The organism is Haematobacter sp. (assembly GCF_032102465.1).
In the GTDB taxonomy this organism is placed as follows: domain Bacteria; phylum Pseudomonadota; class Alphaproteobacteria; order Rhodobacterales; family Rhodobacteraceae; genus Haematobacter.
In genome coordinates this window covers 72,693-90,838 of sequence record NZ_DAMDHB010000014.1, presented here as the reverse complement: position 1 = coordinate 90,838, position 18,146 = coordinate 72,693, and the positions used below count along the sequence as shown (strand labels likewise).

The 18,146-nt window shown below is 68.4% G+C and carries 15 protein-coding genes; 9 read left to right on the top strand and 6 right to left on the bottom strand.

The window, feature by feature from the left end:
• Nucleotides 1–47: 47 nt before the first annotated feature.
• The 4 genes from RT513_RS10960 to RT513_RS10945 form a co-directional block, all read right to left on the bottom strand.
• The gene (locus RT513_RS10960) at nt 48–1,409 is read right to left on the bottom strand and encodes an FAD/NAD(P)-binding protein (protein WP_290687036.1); all 1,362 of its coding nucleotides are present in this window, start codon (nt 1,407–1,409) and stop codon (nt 48–50) included.
• 31 nt (nt 1,410–1,440) lie between these two features.
• The gene (locus RT513_RS10955) at nt 1,441–1,914 is read right to left on the bottom strand and encodes an RrF2 family transcriptional regulator (RefSeq protein WP_290687038.1); all 474 of its coding nucleotides are present in this window, start codon (nt 1,912–1,914) and stop codon (nt 1,441–1,443) included.
• Between the two features lie 259 nt (nt 1,915–2,173).
• Nucleotides 2,174–3,031 carry a bestrophin family protein gene (locus RT513_RS10950; RefSeq protein WP_290687040.1) on the bottom strand — a complete coding sequence of 286 codons (858 nt, stop codon included), beginning with the start codon at nt 3,029–3,031 and terminating at the stop codon, nt 2,174–2,176.
• A gap of 120 nt (nt 3,032–3,151) precedes the next feature.
• Complete coding sequence (locus RT513_RS10945; protein ID WP_313534025.1) at nt 3,152–4,198, bottom strand: glycerophosphodiester phosphodiesterase family protein; 1,047 nt, start codon at nt 4,196–4,198, stop codon at nt 3,152–3,154.
• Between the two features lie 214 nt (nt 4,199–4,412).
• Between RT513_RS10945 and RT513_RS10940 the strand changes: the two genes are divergently transcribed.
• The 3 genes from RT513_RS10940 to RT513_RS10930 all read left to right on the top strand — a co-directional run bounded on the left by RT513_RS10940 (nt 4,413) and on the right by RT513_RS10930 (nt 8,551).
• Nucleotides 4,413–5,585: an NAD(P)/FAD-dependent oxidoreductase gene (locus RT513_RS10940; protein WP_290687044.1), complete on the top strand. Its 1,173-nt coding sequence runs from the start codon at nt 4,413–4,415 to the stop codon at nt 5,583–5,585.
• Between the two features lie 1,282 nt (nt 5,586–6,867).
• Nucleotides 6,868–7,929, top strand: a complete 1,062-nt coding sequence (gene hisC, locus RT513_RS10935) for a histidinol-phosphate transaminase (protein ID WP_290687046.1) — start codon at nt 6,868–6,870, stop codon at nt 7,927–7,929.
• 85 nt (nt 7,930–8,014) lie between these two features.
• Nucleotides 8,015–8,551 (top strand): hypothetical protein, encoded by a 537-nt coding sequence (locus RT513_RS10930; protein ID WP_290687048.1) that lies wholly within the window; start codon nt 8,015–8,017, stop codon nt 8,549–8,551.
• 412 nt (nt 8,552–8,963) lie between these two features.
• On the opposite strand, the gene RT513_RS10925 is transcribed toward RT513_RS10930, so the two are convergent.
• The gene (locus tag RT513_RS10925) at nt 8,964–10,550 is read right to left on the bottom strand and encodes an ABC transporter substrate-binding protein (RefSeq protein ID WP_290687050.1); all 1,587 of its coding nucleotides are present in this window, start codon (nt 10,548–10,550) and stop codon (nt 8,964–8,966) included.
• Nucleotides 10,551–10,856: 306 nt separating this feature from the next.
• On the opposite strand from RT513_RS10925, the gene RT513_RS10920 reads away from it, so the two are divergent.
• The 6 genes from RT513_RS10920 to RT513_RS10895 all read left to right on the top strand — a co-directional run bounded on the left by RT513_RS10920 (nt 10,857) and on the right by RT513_RS10895 (nt 16,849).
• A complete protein-coding gene (locus RT513_RS10920; protein WP_256947350.1) occupies nt 10,857–11,321 on the top strand; it encodes a MaoC family dehydratase in 465 nt (154 codons plus the stop codon).
• The gene (locus RT513_RS10915; protein WP_088216051.1) at nt 11,321–12,322 is read left to right on the top strand and encodes an NAD(P)H-dependent flavin oxidoreductase; all 1,002 of its coding nucleotides are present in this window, start codon (nt 11,321–11,323) and stop codon (nt 12,320–12,322) included. The genes RT513_RS10920 and RT513_RS10915 overlap by 1 nt, the downstream gene beginning before the upstream one ends.
• Nucleotide 12,323: 1 nt before the next feature.
• Nucleotides 12,324–12,989: a histidine phosphatase family protein gene (locus RT513_RS10910; RefSeq protein ID WP_290687054.1), complete on the top strand. Its 666-nt coding sequence runs from the start codon at nt 12,324–12,326 to the stop codon at nt 12,987–12,989.
• 12 nt (nt 12,990–13,001) lie between these two features.
• Complete coding sequence (locus tag RT513_RS10905; RefSeq protein ID WP_088216049.1) at nt 13,002–13,421, top strand: PaaI family thioesterase; 420 nt, start codon at nt 13,002–13,004, stop codon at nt 13,419–13,421.
• Between the two features lie 199 nt (nt 13,422–13,620).
• Complete coding sequence (locus tag RT513_RS10900; RefSeq protein WP_290687057.1) at nt 13,621–15,189, top strand: class I adenylate-forming enzyme family protein; 1,569 nt, start codon at nt 13,621–13,623, stop codon at nt 15,187–15,189.
• Nucleotides 15,182–16,849, top strand: coding sequence for a long-chain-fatty-acid--CoA ligase (locus RT513_RS10895; RefSeq protein ID WP_290687058.1), 1,668 nt, complete (start codon nt 15,182–15,184; stop codon nt 16,847–16,849). Before RT513_RS10900 ends, RT513_RS10895 begins: the two co-directional genes overlap by 8 nt.
• Before the next feature lie 350 nt (nt 16,850–17,199).
• Here the strand turns inward: RT513_RS10895 and RT513_RS10890 are convergent, their stop codons facing one another.
• Nucleotides 17,200–17,994, bottom strand: a complete 795-nt coding sequence (locus RT513_RS10890) for an enoyl-CoA hydratase (RefSeq protein ID WP_088216047.1) — start codon at nt 17,992–17,994, stop codon at nt 17,200–17,202.
• Between the last annotated feature and the right edge of the window lie 152 nt (nt 17,995–18,146).

Here is an 18,146-nt window from a genome sequence, read left to right as displayed (position 1 = left end):
ACAAGAAATACTTGTCTCCACGATGCATGGAATCTGGGCAGCCCGCGTCAGCCGCAGGGGCGGCGGCGGGCCTGCGCACCCGTTGTATCGTCCGCAGTCAGCCGGGGCACCAGCAAGGCGGCCTGTGCCCGGATATCGACGATGGCCAGCCCCTCCCAGCTTGCCGCCCGCGCGGCGGGGCCGATGGCGTGAAGCGGCGCGGCGGCCGTTCCGGGGCGGGGAAGAACATGCCCGTCGGCCGTTACCTCCAGCCCGATGCGGAGCGCGTCGATCCGCGCCATGCCACTGTCCACGAGCGACCGGACGAGCGGTGTCGCATGGTCTTCCGGGTCGCGAAGCAGACCGCGCCCGTCGGTGATCTGCGTCACCTCCACCGTCTCCAGCTCTCCCCCTCGATGGCGCAGCGTGACGGTGTGGCGCCCCCCGCGTTCGGCGGCGGAGAGCAGCGTGCCGGTCACCAGCCGCACCTGCCCGGCAAGGCGCGCGGTATCCAGCCGCGCGGCCACGGGTGCGGGAATCCGGTGGCGATGGATCTCCCAGAACCGGCGGGCGTGGCGCAGGAAGCGACCGCGCGTTTCGGGCGGCACGCTCTGCCACCAGAGCGCGAGATGCCCGCGCGCGCCGTCCACGATGTCGCGCCAGTCGCCGCCGCGCCCCTCGTGCCAGCGCACCTGCGTGCGCAGCCAGCGGAGCGCATAGCCTGCCCCTGCACCGAGCGGCAGGTCCGCCCTGTCCAGCTCGATGGGTCGGCTCGGCCCGTTGACCCGCGGCAGCAGCCCCCGGCGGGACAGGATCACGATTTCCCCCCGGTGTCCGGCCTCCAGCAGCCGCATCACCCGGTCCACCATCGTCAGCCCGGTGCCGACGATCAGGACGCGCGCCTCCGCATCGTCGGGCAGGGGGGCGTGCCATGGGTCGAACTCGGCGCGTTCCAACATGTCCGCGCCCGCCTGAAGCAGCGGATGCCCCGTTGCCAGCACCGCCCTGTCGGCGAGGATCGTCCGCCCGTCGGCCAGATGGGCGGCGATGCGCCCGCTGCTCCCGTGGGTCAGCGCCACGCATTCCTCCTGCTCCCGGCGCAGGCGGGGCGCAGGGGAGACGAGGCCTTCCAGATAGGCGGCGTAGAGATGACGGGGCACGAAGGCATCCCGGTCGGCGGGGGTTCCCTGCCCGGCCAGCCAGTCGTGGAAATGGTCGGGCCAGTCGGCAAAGGCGCTCATCGCGCCGACGCGGGTGTTGAGCAGATGGGCGGCATGCGGCGTGTCATAGGCGATGCCCCGTCCCAGCCGCTCCCGCGGCTCGACGAGTGTGAGCCGCAGGCCGGGCGGCCCGTTGCGGAGCAGATGCGCGGCAAGGATCGTCCCGCTCGCTCCGCCGCCGATGATGAGGATGTGGCGCGGCCCGCTCATGTCACGCTCCCGGCCACGCTCCCGGCGCGCGTCAGGCCAGCGCGACCCTGAGGGCGGTGTCGTCCTCTTCCTCCGCTGGGAGAGACAGCCCTCCCATGGCCCGCAGATCGGCGATGGACTTGCTGTCCAGCACACCGACGATCGCCTCCCGCACCTCCAGCATGGTCAGCCGCACGGCGCAGCGCGTCTCGTCCGGGCAGTCGTTGCAGCGCACATAGGCCGTCCGGCTCGCGCAGGGGATGGGGGAGAGGGGGCCTTCCAGCACGCGCAGCACATGCCCGGCCATCAACTGCTCCGCCGGGCGGGCCAGCATGTAGCCGCCGTTCCGTCCCTTGCGCGTGGCGACGAAGCCCGCGTTGCGCAGCTCGCCCAGGATGGTGTCCAGGAACTTCTTGGAGACCCCCTCGGCCTCCGCGATCTCCACAGACTGCGCCAGCTCCCCCTTGGGCCGACCCGCGAGGTTGATGAGCGCCTTCAGCCCGTACTTGCCCTTCATCGTCAGCATGGGACCCCCCCGAAAGGCGGTATTCCGCCGCGTTCGTCCATAGCATTTCTATACGGAGGCCGCGCCGAAGGCGAGACGGAAACGGACGCTGCGGCGAACGACGGGTCATGCCATGCTCCCAGGGCTGCGGATGGCGCGCAGTCTAGCGCGGGCGGCCCCTCGGGCGAATTCCAAGGTTTTGCGCCCCGCAGCGATGGCGTTCTCTTTCCCGGCCGTGCGCCAGTGAAAATTCTCTGCCGGTCTCGGCGCCGCTCAGCCGTCAGGTGAGCACGTAGCCATCTGGGCGGGGGGCGGGGGGCAGTTCAGTCTCTCCCAGTTCGCGGCGGAGCGTGATCTCGATCCCCGTGGCGTAGGAGGCGATGGGCAGATCGTTGGGCATCAGGCCGAACGGTTCCTCCAGCTCATCCGCCAGCGCGTCCAGCCCGAAGAACGTATAGGCCATGAGCGCCACCGCCAGCGGCGTGGCCCAGCCAAGGCTGTCAGCGAAACCGAAGGGCAGCAGGAAGCAGAAGATATAGGCTGTCCGATGGAGGAGCAGCGCATAGGCGAAGGGCAGCGGCGTGTTGGCCAGCCGCTCGCAGCCGACCATGCCCTGCGACAACCGCCCGAGGCTTTCGTTGAGCGCGAGCGCCTCCACCGGCTCCAGCGCCCCCGCCCGGAGCAGGCCCGCCACGGTGAGCGAGGCGCGTGTCAGCAGCGCGTCCGCCGAGGGGTCGGGCGTCTCGCCCCGCAGGCCGCGCGCGCCGGCATGGGCGAAGCCGATGACCGCGTGCAGAATGTCCCTCCGCGCCTCCGGGGCGGTTTCGGTCAGGATCGCGGTCTGGCGGGCGATGTCGCGCGCCGTCTGGATGATCTGGCCCCAGAGCTTGCGGGCCTCCCACCAGCGGTCATAGCTCGCCCCGTTGCGGAAGCCGAGGAAGATGGACAGCGCGATCCCGATCAGCGCAAAGGGTGCGGGGTTCATCCCCGGCACCCAGCCTGGCAGCCATCGGTGCGCCGCGACGATGAAGGCGGAAAGCAGCGCCACGCTGAGAAGCTGCGGCCAGATACGCTGAACGATGGAGCCTTTCATCACGAAGAACAGGCGGAGCGCGCTGGGTCTGTCTCGGACGATCATCGGGCCATCGACTTTCGGCCCGCGGGGCGCGCGGGCGGCATGGGAAGGCCCCGGAGCGACTCGCCGCCGGGGCCGTCAGTGTCCTGCGCCGCCCTGCGATCCGCAAGGCGGCTTTACGGGTCAGGCCCGCTTGCGGCGTGCAACCAGCCCGAGGGCGCCGATCCCGGCCAGTACCAGCGGCAGGGCGGCCGGCAGCGGCACGGGGGCGACCTCATAGCTCGCCACAACGGCCACGGCATAGTCGGGATTGTCGGTGATGATGCCGTCGATCCCCCATTCGATGAACTGCGCCATCTGGGCAAAGGCCGCGTTCAGATCGGCGGGGCGGAACGTCCAGGCATAGACCGGCAGGCCAAGGTCATGGGCGGCGGCGATCAACTCCTCCGTGATGCTGCCGGAGGTCAGCGACAGGGCATCGGCATAGGTGGCAAGCCCGGCGAGAGTGATCTTGCCGTCGATGTAGAACTGCCCGTCCAGCCCCAGCGCCGCGCCGCCAAGCTGCGAGACCGGCAGCGTCAGGCCCATCTCCGCCAGCTTGCCCGCGGCATCGTGGACATTCTCATGGCTGAAGGATTGCAGGATCGCCTTGTCCGGCGTGTCGTAGCCATGGGCGATCAGCGTGTCGATCGCCTTCTGGTTCGACACCGGATCATAGCCGTATTTCAGCTCCGCCACGATGCCGACATTCGTGCCATAGGTGGCGTTGTATTCGGTCAGCGCGTCGAGCTGCTCTGCAAAGGTCGGCACGCGGAAGGGGTTTTCGCTGGACGGCGTGAAGCCGGGATAGTCGTGGCTCTGGGAATCCACCGTCAGCGTGCGGATTTCCTCCAGCGTGAAGTCGGCGACATTGTAGCCGCCGTTCCGGGGCGCGAACAGCGTCTCCACATTGGTGGTCCGCTCCAGCGTGCCGTCATGCATGACGACGAGGACGCCATCCTTGGTAGGCTGCACGTCGTTCTCGATCCAGTCGGCGCCCTGGCGGACGGAAAGCTCCGTTCCGGCCAGCGTGTTTTCGGAAAGATAGGCGGGTGCGCCCCGGTGGGCGATCACCGCGGGCGCGGCCCCGGTCAGCGTGTCGAACCGGGCGTCGAAGGTTGCGGCCTCGGCGGAAAGCGGCAGGGCGAACGCGAAGGTCACGCCAAGGACGGCATGGGAGAGTTTCATCATATACCTCTGGAGTTGTGCGCGCCGCGGCGTTTCCACCACGGCAGTCAACGCGGGCAAGATCACAACCGTTTGAAACGACATGGTTTACGGATGATGACGGTTCGGGGACAATTCCGGCGTGTGCCCTGTGCATCGTCATTGGCGCGCCATGACCGCCCGTGCAGGCAGCGGGAGCGCGATTGCCAGCCGCCGCCGCCGGAGATACAGGCGGGGCATGGCGGGACAGGACACCATCATCCTCGGCGCGGGCGCGGCGGGACTCTTCTCGGCGATCGAGGAGGCGCGGCGCGGGCGGCGGGTGCTGCTGATCGACCATGCCCACCGGGCGGGAGAGAAGATCCGCATCTCCGGCGGCGGGCGGTGCAATTTCACCAATCTCGGCATCGCGCCGGAACGGTTCCTGTCCAAAAACCCGCGCTTCGCGCTGTCGGCCCTCAAACGCTATACCCAGTGGGATTTCATCGACCGCATGGCGGGCTGGGGTATCCCGTGGCACGAAAAGACGCTGGGGCAGCTTTTCTGCGACGGCTCGGCCAAGGATCTCGTCGCCGCGCTGCTCCGCGATCTGGAGCAGGCGGGGGGTGACCTGTGGCTCGATACGGCAGTGGAAGGGGTCACGCCCCGCGGGCAGGACTTTGCAGTCGCCACCTCTCGCGGGGTGCTGACGGCGGGCAAGGTCGTGGTGGCGACGGGCGGCAAGTCCATCCCGAAGATGGGCGCGACCGGCATCGGCTACCGCATCGCGGAGAGCTTCGGCCTCCCGCTGGTGGAGACGCGGCCCGGCCTTGTGCCGCTGACCCTTTTGCCCCCGGATCTGGAGCGCTTCGCCCCGCTCTCCGGTACCGCCGTTCAGGGCAGCGCGCGCCACGGGCGCACCGCGTTCGACGAGGCGATCCTGTTCACCCACCGCGGCCTGTCCGGCCCTGCGATCCTCCAGATCAGCTCCTACTGGCGGGAGGGGGAGGAGCTCCGGCTCGATCTCGCCCGCGGTCAGGATGCCGGCGCACTGCTGCGGGAGGCCCGCGCCACCGCCGGGCGCATCGCGCTCCGCACGGCGCTGTCGCGGCTGATGCCGGAGAAGCTCGCGCGGCATGTGGAGGCGGTCAGCGGCCTGTCGGGCAACCTCGCCGATCAGCCGAACGCGGCGCTCGACCGGCTGGCCGCTTTGGTGCACGACTATCCGCTCCGTCCGGCCGGATCGGAAGGCTACCGCACGGCGGAGGTGACGCTGGGCGGGGTGGACACCGATGCCCTTGATGCCCGCACGATGGAGGCGAAGGCGGTCCCCGGCCTGCATTTCATCGGCGAGGTGGTGGATGTGACGGGCTGGCTTGGCGGTTATAATTTCCAATGGGCCTGGTCCTCGGGCTGGGCAGCGGCCGCATAGCCGCACGGCACCGGATCGTGCCCGCCATCCGGCGCGCCACGGGCGGGCGTTCGGCGCGGGGCTGGCGCTATGGCGTGGAAGTCTCGCGGGGAAGTCGTGCGGGGAAGTCGGCCGCCGCCTGCCATCCGGGCGCGACACTTCCGGGATGGCAGGTGACCGGCCTGCGCGGCACCCGGGCTCCGCCGCCGGTTACACGGTCTCCCGGACTGGCGCGCGTGCGGGGGGCCTCGACACGCGGCTCGAACAGGGTTTGCAGCAGGCATTGCGTGGGCCACCCGCATGCTCGCGATTCGATGGCGATGTCCGCTTGGCAGCCTGTCGAGAAACCGGGGCAGGTCACCGCTGACGCATCCCGGCCCGCGCGGACAAGGGCTTAACAGGCTGCTGAAAAGGTCCCCAGCGTCATGTTTCTATGTGCTGCAAATCGGGAAATTGGCCCACGACACGAAACGGATGGATTTCCGGCGGAGTTTCGTCAGATTTCGAACGCTTTCCGCTTTCCGCTTTCCGCTTTCCGCTTCAGCGCAGGCGTGAGCGCCTTTTTCACTAGGCTGCCCTGCCAACAGGTTGCTGAAAAGCCCGGAAGGCTCCTGCCTCTGCTCTGGAAATCGGCCCCGGTACGATCCGAAATGGCCGGATTTCGTCGGATTGCGGATGATTTCCACTCCAACACGAACCCAGAAGCCCTTTTCAGCCGTCTGCTAAAGGCCGAGGGTGTGTCAAAACACGGTTCCGACGCCGCGCAGGGGAATGATGCTCTTCACGATGACACATGTATACGTGTTGATGTGCGCAAGTGGCCCGAGGTCGGCTTGAGGGGAATTCCGTTCTATGTCCTTGTCACAAAGGCGAGTTCTGATACCCCCTCGGCCGGGGTGTCGATGCGCAGGGGTAGAAACGGCTCCGGCTCTTCTCCACCGGGGCGATCACCCTCCCGGTCGCGCCCCGGTATTTCCGCCGGGTGCTGCGCCAGAACCCCGGCCTGCCACGGGGTGCCTCTTGGCATTATAAGGGATGAAGGAGACGCATCCCGGCCGACGCGGGAGAAGGCCTGAACACCGGCCCGGGCGAGCACCCGGACAAGCACCTTGAGCGGACGCGGTCGGCCTGCGCACGGGCCTCCGGGGGGGGGCCTCCGCGTGGGCCAGGGTGTGATACCATGACCGGCGATCTTATCCACCTGCGCATCCCGGCCCGCGCGTTAGAGACCCTTTGGCCGTTCCCTGTGGCCTCTGCCCGGCGCAGGCGATAGTCTCCCGCCGATGAAATGGTGAGGATACCCGTGAGCAGGTTGTGGAGCCCCTTCGTCCAGCATCTCGTCCCCTATGTCCCCGGCGAGCAGCCAAAGGGGGAGCGGGTGGTGAAGCTGAACACCAACGAGAACCCCTACGGCCCCTCGCCTCTGGCGCTGGCGGCGATCCGGGCGGCGACGGACGATGGCCTGCGGCTCTATCCCGATCCGACGGCCTCCGCCCTCGCAGCGGCGATCGCGGAGCCGCTGGGCCTTGCGCCCGATCAGGTGTTTCTCGGCAACGGCTCGGACGAGGTGCTGGCCCATGCCTTCAACGCCTTCTTCCGGGACAAGGGGCCGGTGCTGTTTCCCGATGTGACCTACAGCTTCTATCCCACGTATTGCGGCCTGTACGACCTGCCGTTCCGGCGGCTGCCTCTGGATGCGGATTTCCGGCTGGATGCGGCCCGGTATCACGGGCCCTGCGGCGGCATCGTCATCGCCAACCCCAATGCCCCGACGGGGATCGCGGTGGGGCTGGACGTGCTGGCGGATATCCTGCGGCGGAACCCCGACGTGGTGGTTCTGGTCGATGAGGCCTATGTCGATTTCGGGGCGGAAAGTGCCGCGCACCTGATCGGGGAGCATGACAACCTTCTGGTGGTGCAGACATTCTCCAAGTCGCGAAGCCTTGCCGGGCTGCGGGTGGGCTTCGCGCTTGGCCAGCAACCGCTGATAGAGGCGCTGCGGCGGGTCCGGGACAGCTTCAATTCCTATCCGCTGGACAGGCTGGCGCTCGCCGGGGCAGAGGCCGCATGGCGCGACCGTGGCTGGTTCGACCAGACGCGCGCCCGCGTGATGGCGGACCGGGAGCGGATGACGGCGGGGCTCACGGCGCAGGGCTTCGACGTGCTGCCCTCGCAGGCGAATTTCGTCTTTGCCCGCCATCGGGATTTGTCTGGAGAGGCCGCGCTGGCGGGGTTGCGCGCGCAGGGCGTTCTTGTCCGCCGCTTCGGCCAGGAGCGGATCGCGGACTGGCTCCGCATCTCCATCGGCACGGCGGAGGAATGCGATCTGCTGCTCTCCGCAACCGCTGGGGTCCTCTCCCGCTGAAAGGCGGGAGATCGAAACAAAGACGAATGCGAATGTCGTGCTACATTCTCTTGCGCATGATTCCGATGCGTAAGGGAGAATACCCATGACTGGACTCGATGCCTTCGATCCCGCCGACCGGGACCGTATAGCCGCAATGCCGATGTTTGCGGGCATGGCGGTGACCGCCGCCGATCCGAGTGGCCTGTTCGGGGCCATCAAGGAGAGCGCGGCCATGGCGCAAGCGCTCAACAAGGCGCGCGACTCGAAGGACAATCCGTTGATCACCGCGGCGGTGGAAAGCTTTTCCTCCCCCGAGGGACGTTCCGCAGTGACCACCCTGCTCAAGGACGGGGTGAAGGGGAAGGATCCGAAAGGCATCGTGGACAGCCTGATCGGTGAGATCAGCCGGCTTTCCGGCGTCATTGCGGAGAAGGCGCCGGATGCCGCGCCGGGCTTCAACAGCTGGCTCGTCGACATTGCGCAGAGCGTGGCGGAGGCGTCGAAGGAGGGCGGGTTTCTTGGCTTCGGCGGTGTGAAGGTCAGCCCGGAGGAGACCGCGACGATCGAGCGGCTGAAAACCGCCCTGTCCGGCACCGCTACCCCCGCCGCGACGACCCAGACCCCGCCGCCGGTGGCCTGACCCGCTGGTCTGGACTGCCAGTCTGGATCGCCGGTCTGGCCTCGGGCGTGAACCGCCGATCCGCACCGTTGGTGGCGGCCCGCGTCCGAAAGAGGAGCCCGTGCTTTGCGGCGCGGGCGTCCCCTTGTGGCCCTGCAGAGGGAGCGTTGGGCGGGGGTTTGTCCTCGCCCATCTCCCGGATTTGCGACCTCCTGTTGGTTGGTGCCTGATGTAGTCTGGCGGAAGCCGTTTCAGCCGGAGGGCCTGCGGGGCATGATCCCGATGCAGGCTTTCGGGCCTTCATCGGGGTTCGACACGGTTTGGGACGAATTATCTGCCCCGGATTGTCTGTCAGCAGATCGTCTGACCCCGGATTGTCTGTCCGCGATGTGCCGGGGCGTTCCGGCCCCCGCCATCGGGGGCCGATACATATTCAGCCGCCGTTGCCGAGCAGGGTCACGTCCTGAAACTTCGGCTTGCCCAGCAGGTTCGGCGCGAAATTCGCGACCTGCTTCGTCGCGGCGTCCGTCTCGTAGCGGAAGGAGATCGGTGCGGTGAGCGCGTTCTGCATGGCCAGCTTCTGCACCTTGGCGAGAGCGGTTGCACGGGCGGCCTGATCGTCCGTGGCGCGGCTTTCGGCGATGGCTTCGTTGAAGCCCGGCAACGGCGCGACGCGGCCCGGATTGTAGTAGGACTTCTCGTCATAAAGCGTGACGTAGGTCACCGTCGGATCGGCACGCCCCGTCCATGCGGAGAGATACACGTCCCCCTCGCCCCCGCCGAAGACGCGGCTGTCGGCCTCCGCGATGGGCGCGTTCAGGAAACGCCCCCGGATCCCCACCTTGGAAAGCTGGTTGAGGATCACCTCCTGCCGCTGCACCGCCGCCTGATCGGGATAGCTGCGGAAGTCGAGCTGCAACCCGTCGGCATGGCCCGCCTCCGCCAGCAGGCGCCGGGCAAGATCGGGATCGTAGCGGGTGTATTCCTCGGCCTCAGGCGCGTAGGCCCAGTGGGATTTGGGCAGGTTCATCGCCGCGGCTTCCCCCAGCCCCTGCTGCACGGCCTGAATGAAGGAGTTCCGGTCGATGGCGTGGTTGATCGCCTGCCGCACCCGCACATCGGCCAGCGGACCTTTGGACCCGTTGAGGTAGAGCTGGTAGATATAGGCGGTGGGCCGGGTGATGCCCGTGAGCTTGGGGTTGCGTTCCACCACCGGCATGAAGCGTTCGGAGACCAGATAGGCGATGTCCACCTGCCCGGACTGCACCGCGCGAAGCCGCGTCGCCGCGTCGGGGATGATGAAGAACTCGATCTCCGCCGCACCGGGGCGATCCTGCCGCCAGTAGGCGGGGTTGGCTTCCCCGATCAGCCGCTCCGCATCGGTCCAGCTCACGTATTTCCACGCGCCGGTGCCCACCGGACTGCGGTCGATCCGGCCCTGCTCGCTGGCCTTCAGCGCGGTGGGCGAGACGACCATGCCCGGCCGGTCCGCGAGGATGAGCGGCATGGCGCTGTCCGGCACCTTGAGGCGCAGTGTCACCTGAAGCGGGCCGGTGATCTCGACCGTGTCGATCGTGGACATCTCGGCCTTGTGGTTGGACAGGGGCGAGCCGCGCATCCGGTCGAGGTTGAACTTGACCGCCTCCGCATCCATCGGCGTGCCGTCGTGGAAGGTGACGCCCTCCCGAAGGTCGAGCACGAGCGTCTGCGGATCGCTGAAGCCATAGCTTTTCGCAAGGCCGGGGCGGGGGGCGAGCGTGTCGGGATCCCAGTCCACCAGCGTATCGTAGAAATTGAACAGATAGACGTGGTCGGACCCGGACCCGCTCGTCGCCGGATCAAGGCTGGACGGATTGGCGATGCCCGCGATCCGCAGCCGACCCGTCGCCCCCGCAAAGGCGCGAATCGGCAGGCCGAGGCTTGCCACCGCGCCTGCCGTTGTCATGCCGATCAGCAGCTTCCTGCGGCTGAGAGCGGGAAAAAATCCGCGCGAAGCGGAGCCGTGGTCACCAAAGTTCACTCTGTTCCTCCCTGTCATGTCCGGTCGCCCTGCGCCGCTGGGCGGCAAGGCCCCGTCTGGTCTGTACAACCCCTCCTCCTCCGAAGGGGATCCGCCCTGACGACAGCATTCGCCGACCCGCGTGTCAACGGATTCCTTACAAATGTCAGGATACCTGACCGGCCCCGTTCCACTCTGCGAAACCCCAAGGGAACAAGGCGATCCGTCAAAACGGGCGCAAGAGAATTATCGGCGTTGTCTGTCGCAGGATTTGGATCTACGGTCGCCTTACATTTGTCAGGAAACAGGGAGGCAGGTGGGATGGAGATGTCGCCAGCAGAGCTTGCGGAGCGCGTGGGGGAGGAGATCGGCCTGTCCGATTGGAAGGTCATCGACCAGCCGCTGATCGACGCTTTCGCCAAAGTCACGGACGACTATCAGTTCATCCACGTCGATCCGGGCCGCGCCGCCGCCGAAGGGCCATATGGCACGACGGTCGCGCATGGGCTGCTCACGCTTTCGCTCCTGCCCGCTCTGGCGAAAAGCGCGCTGCCGAAGCTCACCAATGTGCGCTCCAGCGTGAACTATGGCTTCGACCGGGTGCGCTTCGTGGCGCCGGTCCCGGTCGGCGCACGCATCCGGGGGCGGTTCCGGCTGACCCGGGCTGACTGGAGGTCACCCGACGCTCTGCTTGCCGTCTGGGGGGTGACTGTGGAAATTGAGGGGGCCGACCGGCCCGCGCTCCTCGCTGACTGGCTCGGACTGCGCTATGTTGGAAAGGAGGCCGCGTGATGCGGACACTCAAGGATCTTCCCGCCCCGTTCCGCAGGCTCCGCCTGCCGCTCGTCGCATCGCCCATGTTCATCCTCTCCGGCCCCGATCTGGTCATCGCCCAGTGCAAGGCGGGGATCGTCGGCAGCTTCCCCGCGCTCAACGCGCGTGAGGGAGCGGGCGAGCCGCCGCTTCTGGAGGCATGGCTCCGCCGCATCACGGAGGAGCTGGACCGCCACAACCAGGCCAACCCCGACCGGCCCGCCGCGCCGTTTGCCGTGAACCAGATCGTCCACCGCTCCAACGCGCGGCTGGACCGGGACGTGGAGATTTGCGCCCGCTGGAAGGTGCCGATCTGGATCACCTCGCTCGGCGCGCGGCCGGAAGTGAACGCGGTGGCCCATGAGTCGGGCGCGATCGTGCTGCACGATGTCATCAACAACACCTTCGCCCGCAAGGCGGTGGAGAAGGGCGCGGACGGGCTGATCGCCGTGGCCGCCGGTGCGGGCGGCCATGCCGGGATGCAGTCGCCCTTTGCTCTGGTGCAGGAAATCCGGTCGTGGTTCTCCGGCCCGCTGCTGCTGTCGGGAAGCCTCGCCACCGGGCAGGCGCTGCTGGCGGCGCAGGTGATGGGCGCGGACATGGGCTATATGGGATCCGCCTTCATCGCCACGAAGGAAGCGCAGGCCCCCGCGGAATACAAGGATATGATCGTGGGTTCCGGGGCGGAGGATATCGTCACCTCTTCGCTTTTCACGGGTGTCTCGGGCAACTACCTCAAGCCGTCGATCCGCCGCGCGGGTCTGGACCCGGACGCGCTGCCGCAGGGCGACGTCGCCACGATGAACTTCAAGGACGGCGCCTCCAAACCCAAGGCCTGGAAGGAAATCTGGGGCGCGGGTCAGGGGATCGGCGCGGTGAAGGGCGTGGTGTCTGCCGCCGATCTGGTCGCGCGGCTGGAGCGGGAATACCGGCACGCCGTGGAGGGTGTCGTGGCGCTCGACGAACGCGTGCCTGGCTGAGATGGTGGAGATCACCCTCGTCCGTCACGGGCAGGCGTCCTTCGGGGCGGCGGATTACGACCGTCTCTCGCCGCTCGGCCACGAACAGGCCCGCCTGCTGGGGGAAAGCCTGGCCCTGCGGGGCGGGGCGCGTCCGTCACGGGTGTTCCTGGGGAACATGCGCCGCCATCGGGAGACGCTGGAGGGGCTGGCCCCCGCGCTCGGACTGGATCCCGATGCCGCCGTCGTTCACGAGGGCCTGAACGAGTTCGACGGTGGCGCGCTGCTTGCCTGCCGGTTCGGCGGCGCGCTGCCCGAGGATGTGCGGCGTGACAGGCGGCTCTACTTCCGCACCCTGCGGGAGACGGTGCTCGCCTGGCAGCGGGACGAGGTGGAAGCCCCGCCCGAACGCTGGCGCGACTTCTCCGCCCGCGTGTCCGACGCGCTGGCGGCGATGCGTGCGGCGGGGGGCGATGTGCTCGCGGTCAGCTCCGGGGGGGCGATCAGCCGGATGCTGGTGGAAGTGCTGGGCGCGCCGCCCGCGCAGATGATCCTGCTCCAGCTTCAGATGAAGAACTGCGCCGTGTCGCGTCTTGTCGGCGGGGGGCAGGGGCTGTTCCTGCATGCGTTCAACGAAGCGCCACACCTGCGGACGGAAGCGGACGACCGGCTGCTGACCTATGCCTGAAGGAGACTACCGATGGATCAACCCGTGTCCGGCACGTTCCTGACCGAAGACCCCTATCCGTTTCAGAAGCTGCTGGGCTTCCGCATGCTCGACTGGGCCCAGGACCGCGCCCGGTTCGAACTGCCGCTCGGGGAGCATCTCCAGAACCGCTACGGCATTCCGCATGGCGGGGTCTATGCGGCCCTGCTGGACACGGTGATGGGCTACAGCGGCAGCTATACCGGCGATGCCGAGAACCGCCGCAAGGCGATGACGCTGTCGCTGACCACCAATTTCCTCTCGCGGCCCGCGGGCACGGTGATCGTGGCGGAGGGCTGGCGCGTCGGCGGCGGGCAGAAGACCTTCTTCGCCGAGGGCCGGATCACCGATGCCGAGGGGACGATCGTGGCCACCGGCAGCGGCGCCTTCCGCTACACCGGCGCGGGCAAGTGACCGCGCTGGCATGACGCGACCGCGCCCGGATGTGGGCGCGGGCACAGGGCGCGGCATCTGGCACGGATGCCGCAAGACAACCGGCACGGCGCGGGAGAGGAGACACCCGCGCTGCACTGCACGAGAGGGAGGAGAGAATGGCTGAGATCGCCCTGATGTCCGGCATGGCCGGATCGCAGATGCCGCACGGGTGGCGGACATGACCGCGGCGGAAATGCGCCTCTGGCCCATCCCGGTGGAGGAGGAGGTGCTGGACATTCCGCACCGAATCCGCGCCGCCGCCGCAAAGCGGCCGGAGCATATCGCCCTGATCGACGGCGCGGGGGAGATCACGGCAGCCGCACTGGTGGACCGGATGGACAGGGTGGCTGCGGCGCTGGCCGCGCTCGGTCTGGCCGAGGGCGACGTGATCGCCACGGTGGGCGGGCTGACCTCCGACCACCTCACGCTTTATCTGGGTGCCGCGGCGCTTGGCGTCTGCGTGGCGCCGCTGCCGACCTCCGGCCATCCCGAGGCGCTGGCCCGGATGCGGGAGAATGCGGGCGCCGCGCAGGTCTTTGCCGATGCCGCCGCGCCGGAGACGCCCGGCGCCCGGGATCTGGAGCGTTTCGTGGCGGAGGCTCAGGCGCTCGCCCCCCTGCCGCCCCGCCGCATCCAGCCCGATACCCTGTTCGACATCATCTACAGTTCCGGCACCACCGGCGCGCCCAAGGGGATCGAGCACGACGTCCGGTTCCGGGACAATCAGGTGGACCGGTTCCGCCGCTTCGGGTTGAGCGAGGATTCGACGGTCCTGTTCTCGACACCCCTCTATTCCAACACCACGCTCGCGACACTGATCCCGGTGCTGGCGATGGGCGGGCGGGTGATCCTGATGCGCAAGTTCGACGCGCGGGGGTTCCTCGCGCTCGCGGAGGCGCATCGCGTCACCCACAGCATGATGGTCCCGGTGCAGATCCGGCGGGTCATCGAGCACCCCGAGTTCGACCGGTTCGACCTGTCCTCCTATCAGGCGAAACTCTCCACCAGCGCGCCGTTGAACCCCGCGGTGGTGGAGCAGGTGCTGGCCCGCTGGCCGGGGCGGATGATCAACATCTACGGCATGACGGAGGGCGGGGTGAGCGCGGTGCTCGACTGTTCCGCCTGGCCCGGCAAGCTCCACACCGTCGGCAGGCCGGGAGCGGGGGCGGAAGTCCTGATCCTCGACGAAGCCGGCCGTCCCCTGCCGCAGGGTGAGACAGGGGAGGTGGTGGGCCGCTCCACCACGATGATGCGCGGCTATCGCAATGCGCCCGAAGCCACGCGCGACCTGACATGGATCAGCCCGGAGGGCGTGCCCTATATCCGGTCGGGCGACATGGGGCGGCTGGACGAGGATGGCTTCCTGACGCTGCTCGACCGGCGGAAGGACATGATCATCTCCGGCGGCTTCAACATTTTCGCCGCGGATATCGAGGCGGTCCTCTCCACCCATCCCGATGTGACGGACTGCGCCGTGATCGGTGTGCCCAGCCCCGAGTGGGGGGAGACGCCGGTGGCCTGCGTCGTGCTCGCCCCCGGTGGGGAGGCAGAGGCGGTGCGCGAGTGGACCAACGCCCGGGTCGGCCGGTTCCAGCGGCTCGCCGGGGTCGCCGTTCTGCCCGAACTGCCCCGCAGCGTGATCGGCAAGGTGCTGAAGCGGGAGCTGCGGGACCGCTGGCCCGAACTTTCCGCCCGGCCTGATCCTTCCCGGGCCGATCCGTCCCGGAAGGAGGGTGCCGATGTCTGATCCTGTCCGCCCCTGGCCTGCGGGGGTTCCCGAACGGCTCGACGCCCCCCGGCACAACGTGGCCGAGAACCTGCGCCTGTCGGCGGAGCGGGTGCCGGAGGCGGTCGCGCTCATCTATCACGGGACGGAGATCACCTATGCCGGGCTTCAGGCGCGGGTGATGCGGCTCGCGGGCTGGCTTCAGGAGCGCGCGGGCGTGCGCCGGGGCGACAGGGTCGTTCTCTACATGCAGAACAGCCCGCAATTCGTCATCGCTTTCCATGCCATCCTGCGGGCGAATGCGGTCGTCGTACCGGTGAACCCGATGAACCGGCTGCGCGAGGTGGAACATGTCGTCACCGACAGCGGCGCGCGCGTGGCCATCGTGGGGCAGGAGCTTTTGGGCTACATCGCGCCGCTGATCGGCACGTCGGTGGCGCATGTGCTGGCCGCGGCCTATGCCGACATGGCCGATCCGGCATGCGACATCCCCCTTCCGCCGGGGCTCGAAGCCGGGGAGCGGGATGACTATCCGGCGGGCGTCACCGGCTGGCGCGCGATGGAGGCCGCGGGTCTGACCCCCGGCCCCGTCACCACGGGCGGCGATGATTTCGCGGCGATCCCCTATACCTCCGGGACGACGGGCCGGCAGAAGGGCTGCATGCACAGCCACGCGACGCTTCAGACGACACTCGTCGGCAGCGTGGTGTGGAACCCGCTGGGGGAGGGGGGCGCCACGCTTTCCGTCCTGCCGCTGTTCCATGTCACGGGGATGCAGAACTCCATGAACGGGCCGATCTATGCGGGGGAGACCATCGTGCTCATGTCCCGCTGGGACCGGCGCGTGGCGGTGGAACTGATCCGCCGCTACCGCATCGCCCGATGGCGCAGCATCTCCACCATGATCGTCGATCTGGTGAGCGACCCCGATATCCGGGCCGAGGATCTGGCGAGCCTCCAGACGCTGGGCGGCGGCGGTGCGGCCATGCCCGCGGCCATCGCCGCACGGCTTAAGGCGCTGACAGGGCTCGACTATCTCGAAGGCTACGGTATGACGGAGACGATTGCGGGCGTCCTCATCAACCCGCATGACGCGCCCCGCCCGCAATGTCTCGGTATCCCGGTGTTCGACGTGGACGCGCGGATCATCGACCCGGATACGGGCCGGGAACTCGGCCCCGAGGAGCCGGGGGAGATCATCATCAGCGCGCCGCAGGTGTTCCATGGCTACTGGAACAACGAGGAGGCGACCCGCGCCGCCTTTCTGGAACGGGACGGCAAGCGGTTCCTGCGCACGGGTGACATCGCGCGGTATGACCGGGACGGATATTTCCACATCGTCGACCGGGTGAAGCGGATGGTCAACGCCTCCGGCTTCAAGGTGTGGCCGACGGAGGTGGAGGCGTTGATGCATGCCCATCCCGGCATCGTGGAGGCCTGTATCGTCGGCTATCCCGATCCGCGCCGGGGCGAGTCGGTGCTGGCCTATGTCGTGCCCAAGGGCGAACTGCCGGAGGCCGAGCTGATCGCCTGGTGCCGGGAACAGATGGCCGCCTACAAGGTGCCGCGCCGCGTGGTCTATGTGGAGGCGCTGCCCCGCTCCGGCAGCGGCAAGGTCCAGTGGCTGGAGTTGCAGGAGCGCGCGGCACGCGACTTCGGGCAGGTGTCTGCCGCCGAATGAGGGGGCGGCGCTCCCGCAGCGCCCCCGTTTCACGGCCCTGCTTGTTCGCTCGCGCGGTTTGACGGCGCGATCCTTTGCCCCATGGGACAGGCTGCGGAAGCGTCAGGACCACGCAGGCCGACCGATCAGCAATGAGGAGGGCCTGCCCGGTGTTGATCCGAGGGTTGGCCCGATCGCAAGCACAGCAGGGGGCCGGGTATCACCCCCAAGGCGGTCGCGAAGTGGTGGCACCGACTGACGGTCGGTGAAGGCGGGGCCGACGCAGCCCCGCTCGACGGTTCCGACCGGGGCAGAAGGCGCGATGGTCGCTTCCTTCCGAACCCGGTCCGACGGATGCCGGGAGTGACCGCCTAGGCGCCCGCGAAGGCTGCCTTGCGCTTCTCCACAAAGGCTGCGGCTGCCTCCCGGTGATCTGCGGTCAGCATGGAAAGCGTGTGGTTCCGCGCCTCCTGATCCAGACAGTCCGCAAGGCTGCCCCCCGTGGCCGCGAGTGTCAGGTTCTGCTTCATCCGCCCATAGGTGAGCGTCGGCCCGGCGGCGAGATCGGCGGCAAGGCCGCGCGCCGTTTCCATGACGGCCCCCGCCGGGAGCGCGCGGGTGACAAGGCCGATCTCCGCAGCCTCCGCCCCCGACAGCAGCGGTGACAGCAGGTAAAGCTCCCGCGCCTTCGCCCCGCCAAGGATGTGGGTGAGGAAGTAGCTGCCGCCGAAATCCCCCGACAACGCCACCTTGGCGAAAGCGGTGGTGAGTTTCGCGTCTTCCGCGCAGATCCGCAGGTCGCAGGCCATCGCCAGCGACAGGCCCGCTCCGGCAGCGGAGCCTTCGATGGCGGCAATGGTCGGCTTCGGCATGGTGTGGAGGTAGAAGGCCGCGCTCATCCGGTCGCGGAGCGTGTGGAGACGCTGGCCCACCGGCCTGTCCGCGCCCGCGCCTTCGTTCATCGCCTTCACGTCGCCGCCCACGCAGAAATGCCCGCCCGCCCCTGTCAGCAGGACCGCACGGACCGCGTCATCCTCCGCCGCGGCGGCGAGCGCCTCGGTCAGTGCCGCAGTCATCGCGGGCGTCATGGCGTTGCGCCGCTCGGGCCGGTTCAAGGTGATCGTCAGCAGTCCGTCCTGCCGGTTCAGAAGAACTTGATCGGTCATGGCTTCTCCCCCTATATGGAATCCTGACAATCGTCAGTCTATTCAGGTTAGCGGTGCCGCATGCCCGAGGCAACACGGGCCTTCGACGGAGGTGCGGTTTCCGCGCGGACGGTTGAGGCGCCGCACGCCACCGCATAGATTGGCACCACCCT